The 17,784-nt window shown below is 30.8% G+C and carries 24 protein-coding genes and 1 other annotated feature; of the genes, 23 read left to right on the forward strand and 1 reads right to left on the reverse strand.

Annotated elements, in window-relative coordinates; genetic code table 11:
• The first annotated feature begins 3 nt into the window (after positions 1 to 3).
• The 18 genes from BN2409_RS05580 to BN2409_RS05665 all read left to right on the forward strand — a co-directional run bounded on the left by BN2409_RS05580 (position 4) and on the right by BN2409_RS05665 (position 11,898).
• Positions 4 to 648, forward strand: coding sequence for an adenylate kinase (locus tag BN2409_RS05580; protein ID WP_053955664.1), 645 nt, complete (start codon positions 4 to 6; stop codon positions 646 to 648).
• A gap of 4 nt (positions 649 to 652) precedes the next feature.
• A complete protein-coding gene (gene map / locus BN2409_RS05585) occupies positions 653 to 1,402 on the forward strand; it encodes a type I methionyl aminopeptidase (RefSeq protein WP_053955665.1) in 750 nt (249 codons plus the stop codon).
• Between the two features lie 18 nt (positions 1,403 to 1,420).
• Complete coding sequence (locus BN2409_RS05590; protein WP_199872933.1) at positions 1,421 to 1,699, forward strand: KOW domain-containing RNA-binding protein; 279 nt, start codon at positions 1,421 to 1,423, stop codon at positions 1,697 to 1,699.
• A gap of 27 nt (positions 1,700 to 1,726) precedes the next feature.
• Positions 1,727 to 1,945: a translation initiation factor IF-1 gene (gene infA / locus BN2409_RS05595; RefSeq protein ID WP_053955666.1), complete on the forward strand. Its 219-nt coding sequence runs from the start codon at positions 1,727 to 1,729 to the stop codon at positions 1,943 to 1,945.
• A 16-nt stretch (positions 1,946 to 1,961) separates the two neighbouring features.
• Positions 1,962 to 2,075, forward strand: a complete 114-nt coding sequence (rpmJ, locus tag BN2409_RS05600; protein WP_029267374.1) for a 50S ribosomal protein L36 — start codon at positions 1,962 to 1,964, stop codon at positions 2,073 to 2,075.
• 149 nt (positions 2,076 to 2,224) lie between these two features.
• Positions 2,225 to 2,590 carry a 30S ribosomal protein S13 gene (rpsM, locus tag BN2409_RS05605; RefSeq protein ID WP_053955667.1) on the forward strand — a complete coding sequence of 122 codons (366 nt, stop codon included), beginning with the start codon at positions 2,225 to 2,227 and terminating at the stop codon, positions 2,588 to 2,590.
• Between the two features lie 19 nt (positions 2,591 to 2,609).
• Complete coding sequence (gene rpsK / locus BN2409_RS05610) at positions 2,610 to 3,011, forward strand: 30S ribosomal protein S11 (RefSeq protein WP_053955668.1); 402 nt, start codon at positions 2,610 to 2,612, stop codon at positions 3,009 to 3,011.
• Between the two features lie 23 nt (positions 3,012 to 3,034).
• Positions 3,035 to 3,655, forward strand: a complete 621-nt coding sequence (gene rpsD, locus BN2409_RS05615) for a 30S ribosomal protein S4 (protein WP_053955669.1) — start codon at positions 3,035 to 3,037, stop codon at positions 3,653 to 3,655.
• 66 nt (positions 3,656 to 3,721) lie between these two features.
• The gene (locus tag BN2409_RS05620) at positions 3,722 to 4,669 is read left to right on the forward strand and encodes a DNA-directed RNA polymerase subunit alpha (RefSeq protein WP_053955670.1); all 948 of its coding nucleotides are present in this window, start codon (positions 3,722 to 3,724) and stop codon (positions 4,667 to 4,669) included.
• A gap of 26 nt (positions 4,670 to 4,695) precedes the next feature.
• Positions 4,696 to 5,037, forward strand: a complete 342-nt coding sequence (rplQ, locus tag BN2409_RS05625) for a 50S ribosomal protein L17 (protein WP_053955671.1) — start codon at positions 4,696 to 4,698, stop codon at positions 5,035 to 5,037.
• 97 nt (positions 5,038 to 5,134) lie between these two features.
• Positions 5,135 to 5,377: a binding site (T-box leader), on the forward strand.
• A 269-nt stretch (positions 5,378 to 5,646) separates the two neighbouring features.
• On the forward strand, positions 5,647 to 6,168 hold the full coding sequence (locus tag BN2409_RS05630) for a tryptophan transporter (RefSeq protein ID WP_053955672.1): 522 nt from the start codon (positions 5,647 to 5,649) through the stop codon (positions 6,166 to 6,168).
• A gap of 211 nt (positions 6,169 to 6,379) precedes the next feature.
• Positions 6,380 to 7,216 carry an energy-coupling factor transporter ATPase gene (locus tag BN2409_RS05635; protein WP_053955673.1) on the forward strand — a complete coding sequence of 279 codons (837 nt, stop codon included), beginning with the start codon at positions 6,380 to 6,382 and terminating at the stop codon, positions 7,214 to 7,216.
• Positions 7,204 to 8,058 (forward strand): energy-coupling factor transporter ATPase, encoded by an 855-nt coding sequence (locus BN2409_RS05640; protein ID WP_053955674.1) that lies wholly within the window; start codon positions 7,204 to 7,206, stop codon positions 8,056 to 8,058. The genes BN2409_RS05635 and BN2409_RS05640 overlap by 13 nt, the downstream gene beginning before the upstream one ends.
• Before the next feature lies 1 nt (position 8,059).
• Positions 8,060 to 8,857 carry an energy-coupling factor transporter transmembrane component T family protein gene (locus tag BN2409_RS05645; RefSeq protein ID WP_053955675.1) on the forward strand — a complete coding sequence of 266 codons (798 nt, stop codon included), beginning with the start codon at positions 8,060 to 8,062 and terminating at the stop codon, positions 8,855 to 8,857.
• 11 nt (positions 8,858 to 8,868) lie between these two features.
• Positions 8,869 to 9,609, forward strand: a complete 741-nt coding sequence (gene truA / locus BN2409_RS05650) for a tRNA pseudouridine(38-40) synthase TruA (RefSeq protein WP_053955676.1) — start codon at positions 8,869 to 8,871, stop codon at positions 9,607 to 9,609.
• Positions 9,610 to 9,741: 132 nt separating this feature from the next.
• Entirely contained in the window at positions 9,742 to 10,170 is a 429-nt protein-coding gene (gene rplM, locus BN2409_RS05655; protein WP_053955677.1) for a 50S ribosomal protein L13, read from the forward strand.
• Between the two features lie 22 nt (positions 10,171 to 10,192).
• A complete protein-coding gene (rpsI, locus tag BN2409_RS05660; RefSeq protein WP_053955678.1) occupies positions 10,193 to 10,585 on the forward strand; it encodes a 30S ribosomal protein S9 in 393 nt (130 codons plus the stop codon).
• A gap of 143 nt (positions 10,586 to 10,728) precedes the next feature.
• On the forward strand, positions 10,729 to 11,898 hold the full coding sequence (locus BN2409_RS05665) for an AI-2E family transporter (protein ID WP_053955679.1): 1,170 nt from the start codon (positions 10,729 to 10,731) through the stop codon (positions 11,896 to 11,898).
• A 72-nt stretch (positions 11,899 to 11,970) separates the two neighbouring features.
• On the opposite strand, the gene BN2409_RS16725 is transcribed toward BN2409_RS05665, so the two are convergent.
• Positions 11,971 to 12,135, reverse strand: a complete 165-nt coding sequence (locus tag BN2409_RS16725) for an aspartyl-phosphate phosphatase Spo0E family protein (protein WP_110942969.1) — start codon at positions 12,133 to 12,135, stop codon at positions 11,971 to 11,973.
• Positions 12,136 to 12,361: 226 nt separating this feature from the next.
• Here BN2409_RS16725 and BN2409_RS05670 point away from each other — a divergent pair, with 226 nt between their 5' ends.
• The 5 genes from BN2409_RS05670 (at position 12,362) to BN2409_RS05690 (ending at position 17,775) form a co-directional block, all read left to right on the forward strand.
• Entirely contained in the window at positions 12,362 to 12,691 is a 330-nt protein-coding gene (locus BN2409_RS05670; protein ID WP_053955680.1) for a MazG-like family protein, read from the forward strand.
• 275 nt (positions 12,692 to 12,966) lie between these two features.
• Positions 12,967 to 13,716, forward strand: a complete 750-nt coding sequence (cwlD, locus tag BN2409_RS05675) for an N-acetylmuramoyl-L-alanine amidase CwlD (protein WP_242847912.1) — start codon at positions 12,967 to 12,969, stop codon at positions 13,714 to 13,716.
• Between the two features lie 926 nt (positions 13,717 to 14,642).
• The gene (locus BN2409_RS05680) at positions 14,643 to 14,888 is read left to right on the forward strand and encodes a (2Fe-2S) ferredoxin domain-containing protein (RefSeq protein ID WP_053955681.1); all 246 of its coding nucleotides are present in this window, start codon (positions 14,643 to 14,645) and stop codon (positions 14,886 to 14,888) included.
• A 2-nt stretch (positions 14,889 to 14,890) separates the two neighbouring features.
• On the forward strand, positions 14,891 to 16,609 hold the full coding sequence (locus BN2409_RS05685; RefSeq protein ID WP_110942970.1) for a [Fe-Fe] hydrogenase large subunit C-terminal domain-containing protein: 1,719 nt from the start codon (positions 14,891 to 14,893) through the stop codon (positions 16,607 to 16,609).
• Positions 16,606 to 17,775, forward strand: coding sequence for a SpoIIE family protein phosphatase (locus BN2409_RS05690; RefSeq protein WP_053955683.1), 1,170 nt, complete (start codon positions 16,606 to 16,608; stop codon positions 17,773 to 17,775). Before BN2409_RS05685 ends, BN2409_RS05690 begins: the two co-directional genes overlap by 4 nt.
• Positions 17,776 to 17,784 lie beyond the last annotated feature (9 nt).

Genomic DNA, 17,784 nt, shown 5'->3' on the forward strand with positions numbered 1-17,784 from the left:
ATAATGAGATTAATCTTATTAGGGCCTCCAGGGGCAGGTAAAGGAACACAAGCTTCATCCATTGTAGAAAAGTTTGCTATACCTCATATATCAACAGGAGATATTTTTAGAAAAAATATCAAAGAAGGAACGGATTTAGGTAAAAAGGCAAAAGAATATATGGATCAAGGGCTTTTGGTTCCAGATGAATTAGTAGTAGCTATTGTAGAAGATAGACTACAAGAACAAGATTGTAAAAATGGTTTCTTACTTGATGGATTTCCAAGAACAGTAAAGCAAGCGGAAGCATTAGATCAAGTCCTTGCAAAGATGAATGTAGCAATTGATAAAACTATCAATGTAGATGTAGATAAAGAAATGTTAGTAGAAAGAGCTGTGGGAAGAAGAATTTGCAAAAGTTGTGGAGCGACATTTCATGTGAAGTTTAATCCTCCTCAAAAAGAAGGAGTATGCGATAAATGTGGTGAAACTCTTCAACAAAGAGCAGATGATACAAAAGAAACTGTTTCAAGAAGAATTGAAGTATATTTAAATGAAACACAGCCTCTTATCGATTACTATAATAAAAAGCAAATTCTTGTTACCATTGATGGACAACAAGAAATCAGCAAGGTATTTAAAGATATCTTAACTGCTTTAGGAGCGTAATAAAATGATTATTATAAAGTCAAGTGAAGAAATTGAATATATGAAAGAAGCAGGAAAAATTGTAGCTTATACACATGAAGTTGTAAAAGAGGCTATACGTCCTGGGATTACAACGAAAGAATTAGATGAGATTGCAGAAAAAGAAATAAAAAAACATAAAGCGATCCCTACGTTTAAAGGCTATAATGGATTTCCCGCAAGTATTTGTGCTTCTATTAATGAAGAAGTTGTTCACGGAATACCCGGATTAAAAACCTTAAAGGATGGCGATATTATAAGTATAGACATTGGAGCTCTCTATAAAGGTTATAATGGTGATTCAGCAAAAACTCATCCTGTAGGAAAAGTAAGTGATGAAGCTTTAAGGCTCATTGAAGTTACAAAACAAAGCTTTTATGAAGGATTGAAATTTTGCAGAGAAGGCTATAGGTTATCTGATATTTCTCATGCAGTTCAATTATATGTAGAAAACAATGGATTTTCTGTAGTGAGAGACTATGTAGGACATGGAATTGGACAACAAATGCATGAAGATCCGCAGATTCCAAATTTTGGACCTCCAGGAAAGGGACCTAGACTTCAAGAAGGAATGACTATAGCTATAGAGCCAATGGTGAATATGGGAACTCATAAAGTGAAGGTTTTACAAGATAATTGGACAGTTATTACTTTAGATCAAAAACCTTCAGCTCATTATGAGCATAGTATAGCCATTACAAAAGATGATCCAATCATCCTAACTACCCTTTCATAAGGGCAAAGAGGTGAAAAAGTGAATAATATTCATGAAGTTTCAATAGGTCAGATTGTAAAATCTAAAGCCGGAAGAGATCAAGACAGATTATTTATTGTGATAGACATTATAGATGATCAATATGTTTTAGTTTCTGATGGAGACCTTAGAAAAATTGATAAGGCAAAGAAAAAAAAGGTGAAGCATTTAGCAAAATATAATATAATTAGTGAAGAAGTGAAAAACAGAGTTAAAAAAGGTGAAAAAATCACCAATCTGTTTTTAAGGCGTGAATTGGAAAAACTGGGTCTTCGCTAACCTAGGAATGGGAGGTTTAATTTCCTAATGGCAAAGAATGATGTTATAGAGGTTCAAGGTAAAGTCGTTGAAGCTCTGCCGAATGCCATGTTTAAAGTAGAACTAGAAAACGGACATGAGATACTAGCACACATTTCTGGTAAGCTTCGTATGAACTTTATCAGGATACTGCCTGGTGATATGGTAACAGTAGAACTATCCCCTTATGATTTGACAAGGGGGAGAATTACTTGGCGAGGCAAGTGATTAAGGAGGGATAACAGTGAAAGTTAGAGCATCCGTAAAACCTATATGTGAAAAATGCAAAATTATCAAAAGAAAAGGTAAAGTAATGGTAATTTGTGAAAATCCTAAACATAAACAAAAACAAGGTTAATGGATAGGCTAGTATATAAAAAATTATTAGACAGCAATATTAGTTTATAGGTGTGCGGCTGTGTTTCAAAAGTTTGGAACAACTTATAACTAATATTCATATATAAATGTAATTTTATAGGAGCATAGATTTGGGAGGTGTAAAACAAAATGGCAAGAATCGCTGGTATTGACTTACCAAGAGATAAAAGAGTTGAAATAGGACTAACATATATCTTTGGTATAGGCAGAAAAACATCTAATAAAATATTAGCAGAAGCAGGAGTGAATCCTGATACAAGAGTGAGAGATCTTACTGAAGATGAAGTAGGTAAATTAAGACAAATTATAGACACATATCAGGTTGAAGGAGATCTTCGCCGTGAAATTTCCCTAAATATAAAAAGATTAAAAGAAATTGGTTGTTATAGAGGAATTCGTCATAGAAAAGGTCTTCCAGTAAGAGGTCAAAAAACTAAAACAAATGCTAGAACTAGAAAAGGACCTAAAAAAACTGTTGGACGTAAGAAGAAATAGGTAAAGGAGGGCGAATGACATGGTAGCCAAAAAGGCAGATAAAAGAGGTCGTAGAAAAAGACGCGAACGCAAAAATATAGAACGCGGTCAAGCACATATTCAATCAACATTTAATAATACAATTGTAACACTTACAGATTTACAAGGAAATGCTTTATCATGGGCTAGTGCAGGTGGACTAGGCTTTAAAGGATCAAGAAAATCTACTCCTTTTGCAGCTCAAATGGCAGCAGAAGAAGCAGCAAAATCTGCTATGGAACATGGACTAAAAACAGTAGAAGTTTTTGTTAAAGGACCAGGAGCAGGAAGAGAAGCAGCAATTAGAGCACTTCAAACAGCAGGACTTGAAATTAACTCTATCAAAGACGTTACTCCAATTCCACACAATGGATGTAGACCACCAAAACGTAGAAGAGTTTAATAAGATTAGGAGGTGTAAAAATAATGGCAAGATATACAGGACCATCTTGCAGACTTTGTCGTAGAGAAGGACAAAAGCTGTATTTAAAAGGTGAAAGATGTTATTCAGATAAATGTGCAGTAAGCAAAAGAGGATATGCACCAGGACAACATGGGCAAGGAAGAAAAAAATTATCTAACTATGGCTTACAATTAAGAGAAAAACAAAAAGCAAAAAGATATTATGGATTGTTAGAAACTCAATTTAGAAAATATTTTGATAGAGCTGAAACGCTTGCAGGAATTACAGGGGAGAACTTATTAAGACTTCTTGAAACAAGATTAGACAATGTAGTATACAGAATGGGATTCGGAACATCTAGAAAAGAAGCTAGACAATTAGTAAGACATGGACATTTTACAGTAAATGGTAAAAAAGTAGATATTCCATCTTACGAAGTTTCTGTAGGAGATGTAATCAAAGTAAAAGAAAAAAGTGTAAGTTCACCTAAATTTAAAGAAATGGCAGAAGCAGCTACAACTGTGCCAAAATGGATAGAAACAAATTCTGAAAATTTAGAAGGAAAAGTTGTTTCTCTTCCAGTAAGAGAAGATGTTGATCTTCCAATCTTAGAGCATTTAATTGTCGAGTTGTATTCAAGATAATAATGTTTAGAATCAGTTACCCTCATCAAGTATAAATAGAAAAGTTATAAGGAGGGTTAAAGAGGTATGATTGAAATAGAAAAGCCTAAAATAGAATGCGTAGAACTAAACCCAGACAATACTTATGGAAAATTTGTAGTAGAGCCTCTAGAAAGAGGCTATGGAATTACGCTGGGAAATAGTTTACGAAGAATATTGCTTTCATCTTTACCAGGTGTTGCAGTTACATCTGTAAAGATAGATGGTGTACTTCATGAATTTTCAACAGTTCCTGGAGTAAAAGAAGATATAACAGAAATTATATTAAACCTAAAGGAATTATCTGCAATGCTTTATTCTGATGAACCAAAAATAGTTAGAATTGAAGCACAAGGACCTGGCAAAGTAACTGCTGGAGACATTATTGCAGATGCTGATGTGGAAATATTAAATTCTGATCTTCATATTGCCACTTTGGAAGATGATGCAAAGCTTGTGATGGAAATAACCCTTTCTAAGGGTAGAGGGTATGTTCCTGCAGAAAACAATAAAACACCTGGAATGCCTATTGGTGTATTACCAGTTGACTCCATATACACACCAGTTAAAAAAGTTAGCTATCATGTAGAAAATACAAGAGTGGGTCAAGTAACAGACTATGATAAACTTACATTAGAAGTATGGACGGATGGTAGTATTAAACCAGATGAAGGAGTCTCTCTAGGAGCTAAAATTATGAATGATCATTTAAGATTATTCATTGATTTGACAGATCATGTAGATAATGTAGAGATCATGGTAGAAAAAGAAGAAGATAAAAAAGAAAAAGTTATGGAAATGACTATTGAAGAACTTGAACTTTCTGTAAGATCTTATAACTGTTTAAAAAGAGCAGGGATCAATACAGTAGAAGAGCTAACGGATAAATCAGAAGAAGACATGATGAAAGTAAGAAATTTAGGTAAAAAATCCCTTGAAGAGGTACAGCAGAAACTAGAAGAACTTGGTTTAGGCTTAAAACCTAGTGAGGAATAGTATAGTAGGTCAAAGGAGGGAAACACATGGCAGGACATCGTAAATTGGGCCGTCCAACTGCACATAGAAATTTGATGTTAAGAAATCTTGTTACAAGCCTGCTAAGAGAAGGGCGTATCAATACTACTGAAACAAGAGCCAAAGAAATACGTAGACTTGCAGAAAAAATGATTACTCTTGGAAAAAGAGGAGATTTACATGCAAAACGTCAAGCTTTAGCTTATATATTTGATGAAACAGTAGTAAAAAAAGTATTTGATGAATTAGCACCAAAATATGCAGAAAGAAATGGCGGATATACAAGAATTTTAAAGGTAGGACCTCGTAGAGGAGATGCCGCTGAAATGGTTATTATAGAATTAGTGTAGGGATTAAGTATATACTTAATCCTTTTTTTTGAGCATTTTATCATAAAGATATTGACTTATTCTATTGAATGGTTTATTATAAATAGTAACTAAAAAATGAAATTCAACGATCAGGAGTAGTAATCAGAAAATCTAACTTATAGCGAGTCGGAGATAGTGAAAGTCCGATAGGATGATATCTGATGAATGGACCTGTAAGAAGCTAGGTGAAGTAAGAGTAGCCCATGCCGGGAGTTTCCCGTTATAGGAACAGGATATCGAGTAAACTCCGTATCTGTAAAGAGAGACATAATTGTCTAATTTGGGTGGTACCGCGGAATATAAACCTTTCGTCCCTATATGGGGATTGGAAGGTTTTTTTGTTATTTAGAAAATTATATAAATGAATAAATTGTGTATAATTTTAGAAAGAAAGATTTTCATCAAATTTTAAGCAACGGAAATTCTGAATGAAATGTAAGAATTTCGTTGGCGCCATGAGCAATTCCGATAGGAATATGAGAATTTTTTTATTTGTAAAAAAGGAGGTGATTGATATGTTGTGAACAGAAGAAGACTGGAAAATAGATCAAACAAATAAAATAAAAAACAAAAAAGGAGATGTTTTAAATGGGATTAAGAAAAAATATGATCACAGCATTATTAATTGCCTTAGGATTTATATTACGTCAGGTTGTACCAGGTTCTATTGGAGGAATGTCTTTTGATATTGTATTATCTATGATGTTTATTTGCCTAATCATAGATGAAAGTTTTAAAGGAGCATTGCTTACGGCTTTTTTAGGAGGAGTGATTACTGCTATGACTACTACTTTTCCAGGAGGGCAGATTCCTAATTTAATAGATAAAATAGTTACTTGCATTGTTTTATTTTTAGTGATAAAGATTATGGGACATTTGAAAAATAATATAATAGGAGTGGGAATATTAGCTTTTATAGGAACAATAGTAAGTGGAGGAGTATTTCTTTTATCAGCAAGCTATTTAGTAGGTCTTCCTGCCCCTCTTAAAGCTTTGTTTATAGGAGTAGTACTTCCGGCTACGATTATGAATATAGGGATTACTGTTGTAGTATATAAAGCAGTAAAAGTGTCATTGAAAGCTTTAGGACTTCATTATATACATGAATAAACTTAAAGGGATTTGTCAATCCCTGAGTTTGTTACAATATACTTTGTTAACAGTCTGAGGGTTTTGTTGATTTTTCTAAATACAAGTTTATGTAAATTTAAAAAATTGGATTTTTGGTAAACTATATGAAATAAAAAAAGAACAATCTATTGGTATTCTTATTTATACGAGGTATAATATATAGGTATACTATAGGTGAAGGACGGATACTATGAAGAACATTATTGAAATAAAAGACCTTATATATGAATATAGAAAAGATGAACATGAAAAGGTACAGGCACTTAAGGGTGTTACATTAAATGTAGAGCCAGGAGAATTTTTAGTAGTCATAGGTCACAATGGCTCAGGAAAATCTACTATGGCAAAGCATATTAATGCACTGCTCCTTCCTAGTGGAGGAAAAGTTTGTGTAAAAGGCTTAGATACCTTAGATGAGTCAAAATTATGGAATATAAGACAAAGTGCAGGAATGGTTTTTCAAAATCCAGATAATCAAATAGTAGCTACTGTAGTAGAAGAAGATGTTGCCTTTGGTCTTGAAAATTTAGGAATTCCTCCAAGTGAGATAAGAGATAGAGTAGATCGGGCTCTAAAGGCTGTAGGGATGTATGGATTTAGGAAAAAGGGTCCTCATCTATTGTCAGGAGGACAAAAGCAAAGAGTAGCTATTGCAGGTGTCATTGCTATGAAACCAGAATGTATTATATTAGATGAACCTACAGCTATGCTTGACCCATCTGGAAGAAAAGAAGTAATGGATACGATTCACAGACTCAATAAAGAAGAGGGAATTACTATTGTTCATATTACTCATTATATGGATGAGGCAGTATGTGCTGATCGAGTAATTGTTATGGAAGATGGAAATATGGTATTAGAGGGAAGTCCTAAGAAAGTTTTCTCCCAAGTAAATACTTTAAAACAATTGGGCTTAGATGTGCCTCAAGTTACAGAGCTTGCTTATCAATTAAAAAAAGAAGGAATTTCAATTCCTACGGATATACTAACAATAGATGAGATGGTGGAATATTTATGTCAATTTTAATAGAAAATTTAACTCATATATATAATCCAAATACTCCTTTTGAAACCACAGCTTTAAATAATGTAAATGTGGAGATAGAAAAGGGTGAGTTTATAGGTTTGATAGGACATACAGGATCAGGAAAATCAACACTGATTCAACATCTAAATGGACTTTTAAAGCCTTCATCAGGGAAAATTATCATTAATGACTTTGATATTACAAAAAAAGGAGTATCTCTAAAAGAAATAAGGCAAAGAGTAGGTCTTGTTTTTCAGTATCCAGAGCATCAACTCTTTGAAGAGACTGTATATAAAGATGTAGCCTTTGGCCCTATGAATTTGGGACTTACAGAAAAAGAAATAGATAAAAGAGTGAAAGAATCTATAGAACTTGTAGGACTTTCCTTTGAAGATGTAAAGGATAGATCTCCTTTTGAATTAAGTGGAGGTCAAAAGAGAAGAGTAGCTATTGCAGGTGTAGTGGCTATGAAGCCTGAGGTATTAATATTAGATGAACCGACTGCAGGCCTTGATCCTAAGTCAAGAGATGAAGTATTAAATCAAATTAAAATTCTTCATGAAAAATATAAAATAACCATTATTTTGGTCTCTCATAGTATGGAGGATATTGCAAGATTAGTAGATAAAATCTTTGTTATGCATCAAGGAAATTTAGTTCTTACAGGAGAGCCTAAAGAAGTCTTTAGTAAGGCTGAGTATTTAGAAAGCTTAGGATTAGGAGTTCCACAGATTACAAATTTAATGAAGAAATTAAAAAAAATAGGTAAAGATATCACAGAAGATATTTTTACAGTTGAAGATGCAAAACATGAGATATTAAAGTTGATAAGGGGAAAATAATATGTTAAAGGACATTACTATAGGACAATATTATCCAGTAGATTCTATCATTCATAGATTAGATCCAAGGATAAAAATTCTTTCTACATTTGCTTATATTTTAGCTTTATTTATTGTAAAGGATTTTACAGCTTATTTATATCCAGTAATTTTCTTAGGAGGAGTAGTGATTCTTTCGAAGGTACCACCTTCTTATATGTTAAGGGGACTCAAACCATTATTTTTAATTATTATTCTTACTTTTAGCATTAATATATTTATGACCAAAGGAGAAGTTATATATGAGTTAGGGCCATTAGATATTACAAAAGAAGGATTACATCAAGCAATTTTTATGGCTTTAAGGCTTATATTATTAATTATAGGAACATCTCTTTTAACACTCACTACCTCTCCTATACAACTGACAGATGGAATAGAGAAACTTTTGAATCCATTTAAAAAAATAGGGGTTCCAGCTCATGAGTTATCTATGATGATGACTATTGCCTTAAGATTTATTCCTACTTTATTAGAAGAAACAGATAAGATCATGAAGGCACAAATGGCAAGAGGAGCTGACTTTGAAAGTGGAAATATATTAAATAGAGCGAAAAGTTTAGTACCTTTATTGGTCCCTTTATTTATTAGTGCTTTTAGAAGAGCAGATGAACTTGCTATGGCTATGGAAGCAAGATGCTATAGAGGAGGAGAAAATAGAACAAGAATGAAAGAATTGTCTTTTCATACGAGAGATTTTATTGCTTCATTTGTTACAATGAGTATGATTGTATTAATCATAGTAGATCGATTCATATAGAAGGTGTGTAAATGAAGAATGTAAAGATGATTATAGAATATGATGGAACAAATTTTTATGGATGGCAAAAACAAAAAAATGCAAGAACGGTACAAGAAGAAATAGAAAAAGCACTAGAGAGAATATTAAAAAAAAATGTAAAAATTAATGGATCTGGAAGAACAGATGCAGGGGTCCATGCACTAGGACAAGTGGCAAACTTTTGTGAAGATTTTACGATTCCTGTTGAAAAGATTCCTATTGCTTTAAATTCTATTTTACCAGAGGATATTTCTATTACAGCTGCAAAAGAAGAAAATAAAAATTTTCATGCAAGATACGATGCTATAGGAAAAAAATATATATATAAAATATATAATGGTTCTGTAAGAAAGCCTATCTTTCGAAATTATTCTTATTTTGTTCCTCATTCATTAAATATAGAAGCTATGGAAAGGGCTTGTGAGTTTTTTATAGGAGAGTATGATTTTAAAGGATTTATGTCATCTGGAAGTAGCGTGATAGATACCAAAAGAATCATATATGAAATGAAATTATATAAAAAAGATGAAATGATCATACTAGAAACAAAGGGAAATGGGTTTTTATATAATATGGTGCGTATTATAGCAGGAACTCTTATAGATGTAGGAAAAGAAAAAATAAATTATTTAGATATTTCAGATATTATAAAATCAGGGAATAGAAAAAAGGCAGGACATACAGCACCACCACAAGGATTGTATTTGTCAGAAGTTTATTACAATCTTTAAATTTACCTTGACACACACGGGTCTATGTATTAAAATATATTGGTGATATGTATATAACAAAATCCACTAGCCCCGGGTTTTTTATATATAGATGCGTGTGAATTTTGAAAAGTAGTGTTAGGAGGGAAATATATGAAATCATTTGTTGCAAAGCCACAAGAGGTTGAAAGAAAGTGGTACGTAGTAGATGCTGAGGCAAAAACATTAGGTCGTTTAGCTTCACAAGTGGCATCGATTTTAAGAGGAAAAAATAAACCAACATATACACCACATGTAGATACTGGAGATTTCGTTATTGTAATCAATGCAGACAAAATTGCTGTAACAGGTAAAAAAATGAATCAAAAAATGTATAGACATCATACAGGTTATGTAGGAAACTTAAAAGAAGTTGCTTTTAAGGATATGCTTGCTAAAAAGCCTGAAAGAATTATTGAATTAGCTGTAAAAGGAATGCTTCCAAAAAATAGTTTAGGAAGACAAATGTTCAAAAAATTAAAAGTATATAGTGGTTCTGAGCATAATCATGAAGCTCAAAGACCAGAAACTCTAGATATATAGTCTTAGGAGAGGAGGAAATATAATGGCAAGTGTACAATACTATGGAACAGGAAGAAGAAAAACTTCTATTGCAAGAGTAAGATTAGTTCCTGGAGAAGGAAAAGTTACAATCAATGGAAGAGATATAGATAATTACTTGGATTATGAAACATTAAAAAGAGAAGTAAGAATGCCTCTTGTATTAACTGAGACGGAAGGAAAATTTGATGTGATAGCAAAAGTTCATGGTGGTGGATTCACAGGACAAGCTGGAGCATTAAGACATGGTATTTCAAGAGCATTATTAAAAGCTGAAGGAGAATTAAGACCTATTCTTAAAAAAGCTGGTTTCTTAACAAGAGATTCTAGAATGAAAGAAAGAAAGAAATATGGATTAAAGAAAGCAAGACGTGCACCACAATTCTCCAAAAGATAGTATTTTCTGTGATTATTTCATGGATCAAGATAGACCAAAAACACTACTTGGATATCCAAGTAGTGTTTTTTTGTAATACATGTGAATTTTCGTACACAAAAGGATATAATGATATATGATAAAGCTTAGTGGGGGGTGGTTGTATGCGACACTGGTTTTCAAAGAAAGAATGGAAACGTTCTGTACATACTCTAATCATTATTATATTGTCTATTGTATTTTATAAATTTATGGACAATATGAATGGATTGTATTCTTCTATTTATGAAAAGCTAGTAATTTTCATAGATGCTTGCAAACCATTTTTATTAGCAGTAGTGATTGCTTATATTTTTAATCCTATTGTAAAATGGGTTGAAAGAAAAGTAGTGGGGCAGGTATTATCAAAGGAGCGTCAAAAATACAATCGAATGATTAGTACCGTATGTGTATTTATCCTATTTATATTGATGATTGTACTTATATTGGTACATGGTATTCCAAGAATATCTATGAGTATAAAAGATCTTTTAAGTAGTTTACCTAATTTTGTTTATGATCATCAAAATAAAATTATTGATTGGGTACATAATCTTTATAAAAATGATGTGTACAATATAGCTCCAACCATTGAAAAAAATATTAATCATTTATTTTTAAATATTAGTAAAATTTTTCAAGGGATATTAAATAATATTTTAGATAGTGTCATTGAACTTACTTCAAAAACTTTAAATATATTTGTTACTTTGATTGCATCTTTTTATATTTTGATTGATAAAGATTCCTTGATCAAAGGATTAGAAAAAATTCTTAGAGCATTATTTAAGGAAGATCATATAGAAAGTCTTAAAAATTTTTCTAAAGAAGCAGATACTATATTTGTAAAATTTGTAATAGGAAAGTCTATAGACTCATTTATTATAGGTGTAATGGCATTTGTAGGATTATCTTTGATGAAAAGTCCCTATATATTATTGATTAGTTTAATTGTAGGGATTACAAATATGATTCCTTATTTTGGGCCTTTGATTGGAGAAATCGTAGGATTTATATTTGTCTCTTTTTATAGTCCTATAAAAGCTTTATGGGTACTATTATTTCTTGCGATTTTACAACAATTTGATAGTTTCTACTTGGGACCTAAAATACTTGGAGATAAAATGGGTATTAGTCCATTGTGGATTATTTTTTCTATTGCATTAGGTGGAAGTCTATTTGGAATCATTGGTATGTTTTTAGGAGTACCAGCTATATCAGTGATTATTGTAGTAGTAAGAAGGTTTGTAGATAAAAGGTTGGAGATGAAAAATCAAATAAAATTACAAAAATAAGCAAACATATATGTTTGCTTATTTTTTATAACGCATATATGTATTTTAAAAAAATTTTTACTTATAGATTTTTCAAAGGAAGAATTTTTTACGCATATAATCTACAATAAATTGATCTAATTTTTGGCTACATTGAATGATTTCATAGGTTTGGAGATCATAATCATTTTTACTCAATAAAACACATAATTCAGCATAAATAGCTTCTATTTTTTTCTTTTGTTCAATAGATGACATGGTTCATCCCCCTTTTTAAAAACTGACAAAAAACTCAAAAAGTCTCTTGTATTTTCAAGAGATTTTGTAAAAAATAGTAATTTAGTGACAAAAATGTAATTTAATGTAAAAGCTTTGCTTTTATTATATAAGAATCAAGATCAAAAAACAATACCATAAAAGGTTTTTTTATGATAAAAAAAAGTATAAAATATATAATAGAAAAGTAAAAGAAAGGAGCAATTCCATGAAGCAATATACAACTTTTAAACAGATTAGCTTACCTAAATTAAATAATTTACAACCAGGATTAGAATCCACTTGTTTAAAGCTTATGGAGGAAGCAGGAGAACTGGCACAAGCAATAGGAAAATTTAGAGGTTTAAATGGAGAAAAGATCAACATAGAAGAAGAAGAAGTCATTGAAATGATTTCGAAAGAACTTTTAGATGTAGCTCAAGTAGCCATATCCATGATGTTTGTTCTTGAAGAAGAATATCATATCAACATTAAAGAAAAAGTAGATGGACATATTCAAAAGTTAGTAGAAAAAGGATATATTAAATTAGAAAAATAAGAACAGAGTAAGCACTTTGTTTTAGCTTATAAACAAAGTCATAAAAAGTGTCACTAAATTTTCAAATTTGGAAAATATATAGAAACGCTCGAAAATAGCATTACAAACTCGCTATGCTCAAACAGTGTAATGCTACGCATTTTCTCACTTATTCTATATTTTCACAAATTCTCAATAATTGTTCCGCTTTTTATGACTTTGCTAAAATATAGTTTGTTTTCAGTCTGAAACAGAGTAAGCACTCTGTTTTTATTTTTTCATATATGATCATGACTATGAATAAAATAGATTATAAAAAATGTATAAAGGAGGAAGAAAGTTTGATTGTAGTCATGAAAAAAAAATGGATTCTTCGTTTTTTTGTATTATGTCTTGGATTATATATATTTAGTTTGTCTACACAAATTTTAGAAGTTTCGAATAGGATTATGCTCAACAAAGTGATTATCATTGATGCAGGTCATGGAGGGGTAGATGGAGGGGCTGTATCTAAATCAGGTGTATGTGAAAGTCATATAAATCTTTCTATTGCATTAAAGGTAAGAAAGTTATTAGAGCAAGATGGAGCAATAGTCCTTTTAACAAGGAATCAAGATGTAGGCCTTTATACTGAAGATGGAAGTATTAGAAAGAAAAAAAATGAAGATTTAAGAAATAGAAAAAAAATGAGGGATGAAAGTGATGCAGATTTATTTGTGAGTATACATATGAATAGCTTTGGAGATTCTAAATATTATGGAGCACAAACCTTTTATCCTAAAGATTCAAAAGAAAGTAAAAAAGTATCAGAATATATACAAGAAGAACTAATTAAAGTATTAGATAAAGGGAATACTAGAAAAGCTAAGGAAAAAAGTGATGTGTATCTTTTAAAAGAATCTAACATTCCCATGGTATTAATAGAATGTGGTTTTTTATCGAATCAACAAGAAGAAAAGCTTTTACAAGATTCTAAATATCAAGAGAAAGTTGCATGGAGTATTTATACGGGAATCATGAAATATTTTCAGCAAGATAAAATATAAAATCATTATAATGAGTGATTCAATAAGATGAATAGATTGTGGATAAAATGTGGATAAAAAAAATAAAAAATTTAAAACAAAGTAAAGTCAACAGTTACATGCATGTTATGTTATCCACAGAATTATCCAGAGTCAAAAATGTATTTTAGAATAAATATGTGGAAAAAGAGGATAAAAAAATAATATCTATGAAAAATCAATGTTTGTAGAGGGCATCATTTATTCACAAATATTATCCACATTTTTTAAAAAATGTGGATAATATTTTGATAAAAGTAAAAATATAAATATATATTTTATACCTAGTAAATTTACAGAAAATTATAAAAAATGATTCTAATTCGAAGAGATTGTTATTTTTCTAACAAGAAAATAGAACAAAAAATTTGTCTGAAAATTTATATTTATCTAACAAATACAGCGAATATCAGGGTTCTAATTTTTAAAACCATAAAAGGAAAATGTTTTCACCAAAAAAGATATGCAATTTTTAATTCTTTTTCAAAGAAAAAAATGAATAAGAAAAAGGATAATGTTCCATTCTTGTATAAGAGTATACCTAATTAAAACCTTTGCATATAATGAATTATGCAAGGAGGGGATATGTTGAAAAAAAGGGTATTATGGATACTTATGTGTATTTTTTGTATAGGGATATTGATAGGTGTAAATAGAATCATATGAAAAGATAGTATGTATATACATACTATCTTTTTTTATACTTATTAGAGAAGTGATAAGAATTTTAAAATTTAGAATCCATTTATTAATAAGATTCTATATAAACAACATTTATGTAATAATATGGTAAAAATAAGTTTTTAACTTTTTAATTTTGAGAAAAACGTTATAAATCTTGATAAAATTTTAACATGATAGTATACTAAAAGTAGAATATAAAAGGGTGAAAGAAGGGAGCGGAAGAGATGATAACCATTCATGTATGTATTGGAAGTGCCTGTCATTTAAAAGGTGCATACAATGTTATTCATGGCCTGCAAAAAATTGTAGAACAATATCATCTTCATGAACAAGTAACAATTAAAGCTGATTTTTGCCTTGGGGAGTGTACAAAAGCAGTATCTGTTAAAGTTAATGATGGCCCCATTATTTCAGTAAATGAAAAAAATATTGAGGAATTCTTTGAAGAAGCTGTTTTGAGGAGGTTATGATCTTGAGCATCTTAAACTTTTCAAAAGCAAATTGCAAAAATTGTTATAAATGTCTTAGAGCATGTCCAGTAAAAGCTATTCGAATTCAGAACGAACAAGCAGAGATTGTAGAAGATTTATGTATTGGATGTGGACAGTGTTTAATGATTTGTCCACAAAATGCTAGACAAATAAAAAGTGATCTACAACAAGTGCAAGATGCCATAAAATCACAAAAAACAGTCATAGCAAGTGTAGCACCTTCGTTTCCAGGAGCGTTTGATATGGAGAGTGAAGAGCAACTTGTAACGGCTTTAAAAAAATTAGGATTTTCTTATGTAGAAGAAGCTGCTGTAGGAGCAGATGTAGTAGCAGATTTATATAAAGAATATATAAAAAAAGAGAAAAAAAATAATTATATTACTTCTGCTTGTCCCAGTGTCAATGATTTAATTGAGAAATATTTTCCAGCTTTAATTGAATATTTGATACCTATTGTATCTCCTATGATTGCTCATGGGAAAATGATTAAAAAAGAGTATGGGATGGATGGTCATGTAGTTTTTATTGGACCATGTCCATCAAAAAAAATAGAATCTATTCACTTTCAACACGATGGAGTAGTAGATAGTGTTTTGACTTTTGAAGAACTTTATCAATGGCTAGAAGAAGAAAATATTCATCTCAAGAATTTAGAGAATACTCCTTTTGACAAAGAAGCTTTACAAAGTGGAAAAAGCTTCCCTATAGCAGGGAGTGTTTTAAAAAGTTTTTTGAAAGACGAAAAGGATTATGAAATGATTTATGTAGATGGAATTGATCAATGTATGAAAGTATTTGAGTCTTTACAAAACGGAACAATTAACAATGCCTGTATCGAGGCAAATATCTGCTTAGGAAGTTGTATAGGGGGGGCAGGTATGCCTAAAGGAGAAAGAGATTTTTATAAAGATCAAAGAAAAATTAAAGATTATATTAAAGAAAAAAAATATACAAAAACTTACTCTCAACCAGAAATAAAAGAATTAAATTTTTTTAAAAAGTTTTTAAATAAAGAAGTAATCAAACCAAAGGCTAATGAAGAACAGATCAAAGAAATACTCAAAAAAATTGGAAAATATCATATAGAAGATGAACTCAATTGTGGAGGTTGTGGTTATAATACTTGCAGAGAAAAAGCACAAGCTGTATTTGAAGGTATGGCACAAATTAATATGTGTATGCCTTTTATGAGAAATAAAGCAGAAAGATTGACCAATGTAATTTTTGAACATACGCCAAATATTATTATTTTAGTAGATGAACAATTAAATGTGAAAGAATTTAATCCTACGGCAGAGAAAGTTTTTAAAATCAAAGCAGAGGAAATAAAAAATAAACAGGTTTCTATTATTTTAGATGAAAAGTTATTTTTACAAGTGAAAAATACAAAAGAAAATATAACAGGATATAAGATGGCTTATTCTCAATATGAGGTAGTATTATTACAAAGTATTTTATATTTGGAAAAACAAAATGTTTTACTTGCAATTATGACCAATACTACATCAGAGGAAAAACATCGAAAAGAACTTGTTCGAGTAAAAGAAAGAACTATAGATGCTGCACAAGAGGTTATAGAAAAACAAATGAGAGTGGCACAAGAGATTGCAAGCTTATTAGGGGAGACTACAGCAGAAACCAAGATCATTCTTACAAAATTAAAGCAAATTGCTTTAGAGGAAAATGGTGATATAGAATGACTTATGTTATGGATGTATCTTCTGAAAGTTTAAATAAATATGGAGAAGAACTATGTGGGGATAAGGTAGAAATTAATCATACAAAGGATGGAACAATTATTGTTTTGGCAGATGGATTAGGAAGTGGAGTAAAGGCAAATATTTTAGCAACTTTAACTACAAAGATTGCAGCTACTATGCTCACAGAGGGAGTAAGCTTAGATGAAACAGTAGATACCATTATGAATACTCTTCCTGTATGTAGTGTGAGAAAAATTGCTTATTCTACTTTTACGATTATAAAGGTAAGTCATGAGGGAAATGTATATGCAGTGGAGTATGATAACCCGCCATTTATTTTAATTCGAAATAATAGATATTGGGAAATAAAAAAAAGAGAGAGTAATATTAATGGAAGAATTATAAAAGAGAGCAATTTTTCATTAAAGCCAGGAGACACCTTAACTATCGTAAGTGATGGAGTGATTCATGCAGGGGTAGGAGCTATTCTTAATTTAGGATGGCAATGGGATAATGTGAAAGATTATTTAGAAAAAACATCATCAAAGGAAAAATGCTCTAAGAATATAAGTAAAAACTTAATAGAAGTTTGTCAAAATTTATATGAGAATAAACCTGGAGATGATACAACCGTTGTAACCATAAAAATGAGAAAAGGAGAAGAAATAGATCTCTTTACAGGACCGCCAAAGGATAAATCTAATGATCCTATGGTTATTAAAAGTTTTATGGAAGGGGAAGGCAAAAAAGTAGTCTGCGGAGGAACGGCAGCTAATATTGTGGCAAGAGAATTAAAAGAAGAATTAGTAGTCAATATGGATTTTTATGATCCTGATATACCTCCTACAGCGACTATAAATGGAATAGAACTTGTTACAGAGGGTGTACTTACATTGTGTAAAGTAGTGGAGAAAATAAAAAAATATATGAATACGTTAGATATCAATACAGTTTATAAGCCAAGGGACAAAGATGGGGCTTCAAAACTTGTAAAAATGCTTATAGAAGATTGTACGCATCTTCACTTATGGGTTGGAAAAGCTATCAATCCAGCACATCAAAATACTGATTTTCCTATAGACTTGACCATCAAATTAAAAGTAGTAGATGAATTGGTAGAATTGATGAAAAAATTAGGGAAACATGTAAAAATAACATATGTATAAGGAGAGCTG

The organism is Inediibacterium massiliense, assembly GCF_001282725.1.
Taxonomy (GTDB): Bacteria; Bacillota; Clostridia; order Peptostreptococcales; family Thermotaleaceae; genus Anaerophilus; species Anaerophilus massiliensis.

What these genes read in the sequence shown, in the direction of transcription:
- BN2409_RS05580 (WP_053955664.1), top strand. Translation starts at nt 4, where the DNA reads ATGAGATTAATCTTATTAGGGCCTCCAGGGGCAGGTAAAGGAACACAA.
- rplQ (WP_053955671.1), top strand. Translation starts at nt 4,696, where the DNA reads ATGGCAGGACATCGTAAATTGGGCCGTCCAACTGCACATAGAAATTTG.
- rpsI (WP_053955678.1), top strand. Translation starts at nt 10,193, where the DNA reads ATGGCAAGTGTACAATACTATGGAACAGGAAGAAGAAAAACTTCTATT.
- BN2409_RS05635 (WP_053955673.1), top strand. Translation starts at nt 6,380, where the DNA reads ATGAAGAACATTATTGAAATAAAAGACCTTATATATGAATATAGAAAA.
- rpsD (WP_053955669.1), top strand. Translation starts at nt 3,035, where the DNA reads ATGGCAAGATATACAGGACCATCTTGCAGACTTTGTCGTAGAGAAGGA.
- BN2409_RS05620 (WP_053955670.1), top strand. Translation starts at nt 3,722, where the DNA reads ATGATTGAAATAGAAAAGCCTAAAATAGAATGCGTAGAACTAAACCCA.
- BN2409_RS05630 (WP_053955672.1), top strand. Translation starts at nt 5,647, where the DNA reads ATGGGATTAAGAAAAAATATGATCACAGCATTATTAATTGCCTTAGGA.
- BN2409_RS05690 (WP_053955683.1), top strand. Translation starts at nt 16,606, where the DNA reads ATGACTTATGTTATGGATGTATCTTCTGAAAGTTTAAATAAATATGGA.
- BN2409_RS05640 (WP_053955674.1), top strand. Translation starts at nt 7,204, where the DNA reads ATGTCAATTTTAATAGAAAATTTAACTCATATATATAATCCAAATACT.
- BN2409_RS05665 (WP_053955679.1), top strand. Translation starts at nt 10,729, where the DNA reads ATGCGACACTGGTTTTCAAAGAAAGAATGGAAACGTTCTGTACATACT.
- rpsK (WP_053955668.1), top strand. Translation starts at nt 2,610, where the DNA reads ATGGTAGCCAAAAAGGCAGATAAAAGAGGTCGTAGAAAAAGACGCGAA.
- BN2409_RS05670 (WP_053955680.1), top strand. Translation starts at nt 12,362, where the DNA reads ATGAAGCAATATACAACTTTTAAACAGATTAGCTTACCTAAATTAAAT.
- BN2409_RS16725 (WP_110942969.1), bottom strand. Translation starts at nt 12,135, where the DNA reads ATGTCATCTATTGAACAAAAGAAAAAAATAGAAGCTATTTATGCTGAA.
- infA (WP_053955666.1), top strand. Translation starts at nt 1,727, where the DNA reads ATGGCAAAGAATGATGTTATAGAGGTTCAAGGTAAAGTCGTTGAAGCT.
- truA (WP_053955676.1), top strand. Translation starts at nt 8,869, where the DNA reads ATGAAGAATGTAAAGATGATTATAGAATATGATGGAACAAATTTTTAT.
- rplM (WP_053955677.1), top strand. Translation starts at nt 9,742, where the DNA reads ATGAAATCATTTGTTGCAAAGCCACAAGAGGTTGAAAGAAAGTGGTAC.
- map (WP_053955665.1), top strand. Translation starts at nt 653, where the DNA reads ATGATTATTATAAAGTCAAGTGAAGAAATTGAATATATGAAAGAAGCA.
- cwlD (WP_242847912.1), top strand. Translation starts at nt 12,967, where the DNA reads ATGAATAAAATAGATTATAAAAAATGTATAAAGGAGGAAGAAAGTTTG.
- rpsM (WP_053955667.1), top strand. Translation starts at nt 2,225, where the DNA reads ATGGCAAGAATCGCTGGTATTGACTTACCAAGAGATAAAAGAGTTGAA.
- BN2409_RS05645 (WP_053955675.1), top strand. Translation starts at nt 8,060, where the DNA reads ATGTTAAAGGACATTACTATAGGACAATATTATCCAGTAGATTCTATC.
- BN2409_RS05680 (WP_053955681.1), top strand. Translation starts at nt 14,643, where the DNA reads ATGATAACCATTCATGTATGTATTGGAAGTGCCTGTCATTTAAAAGGT.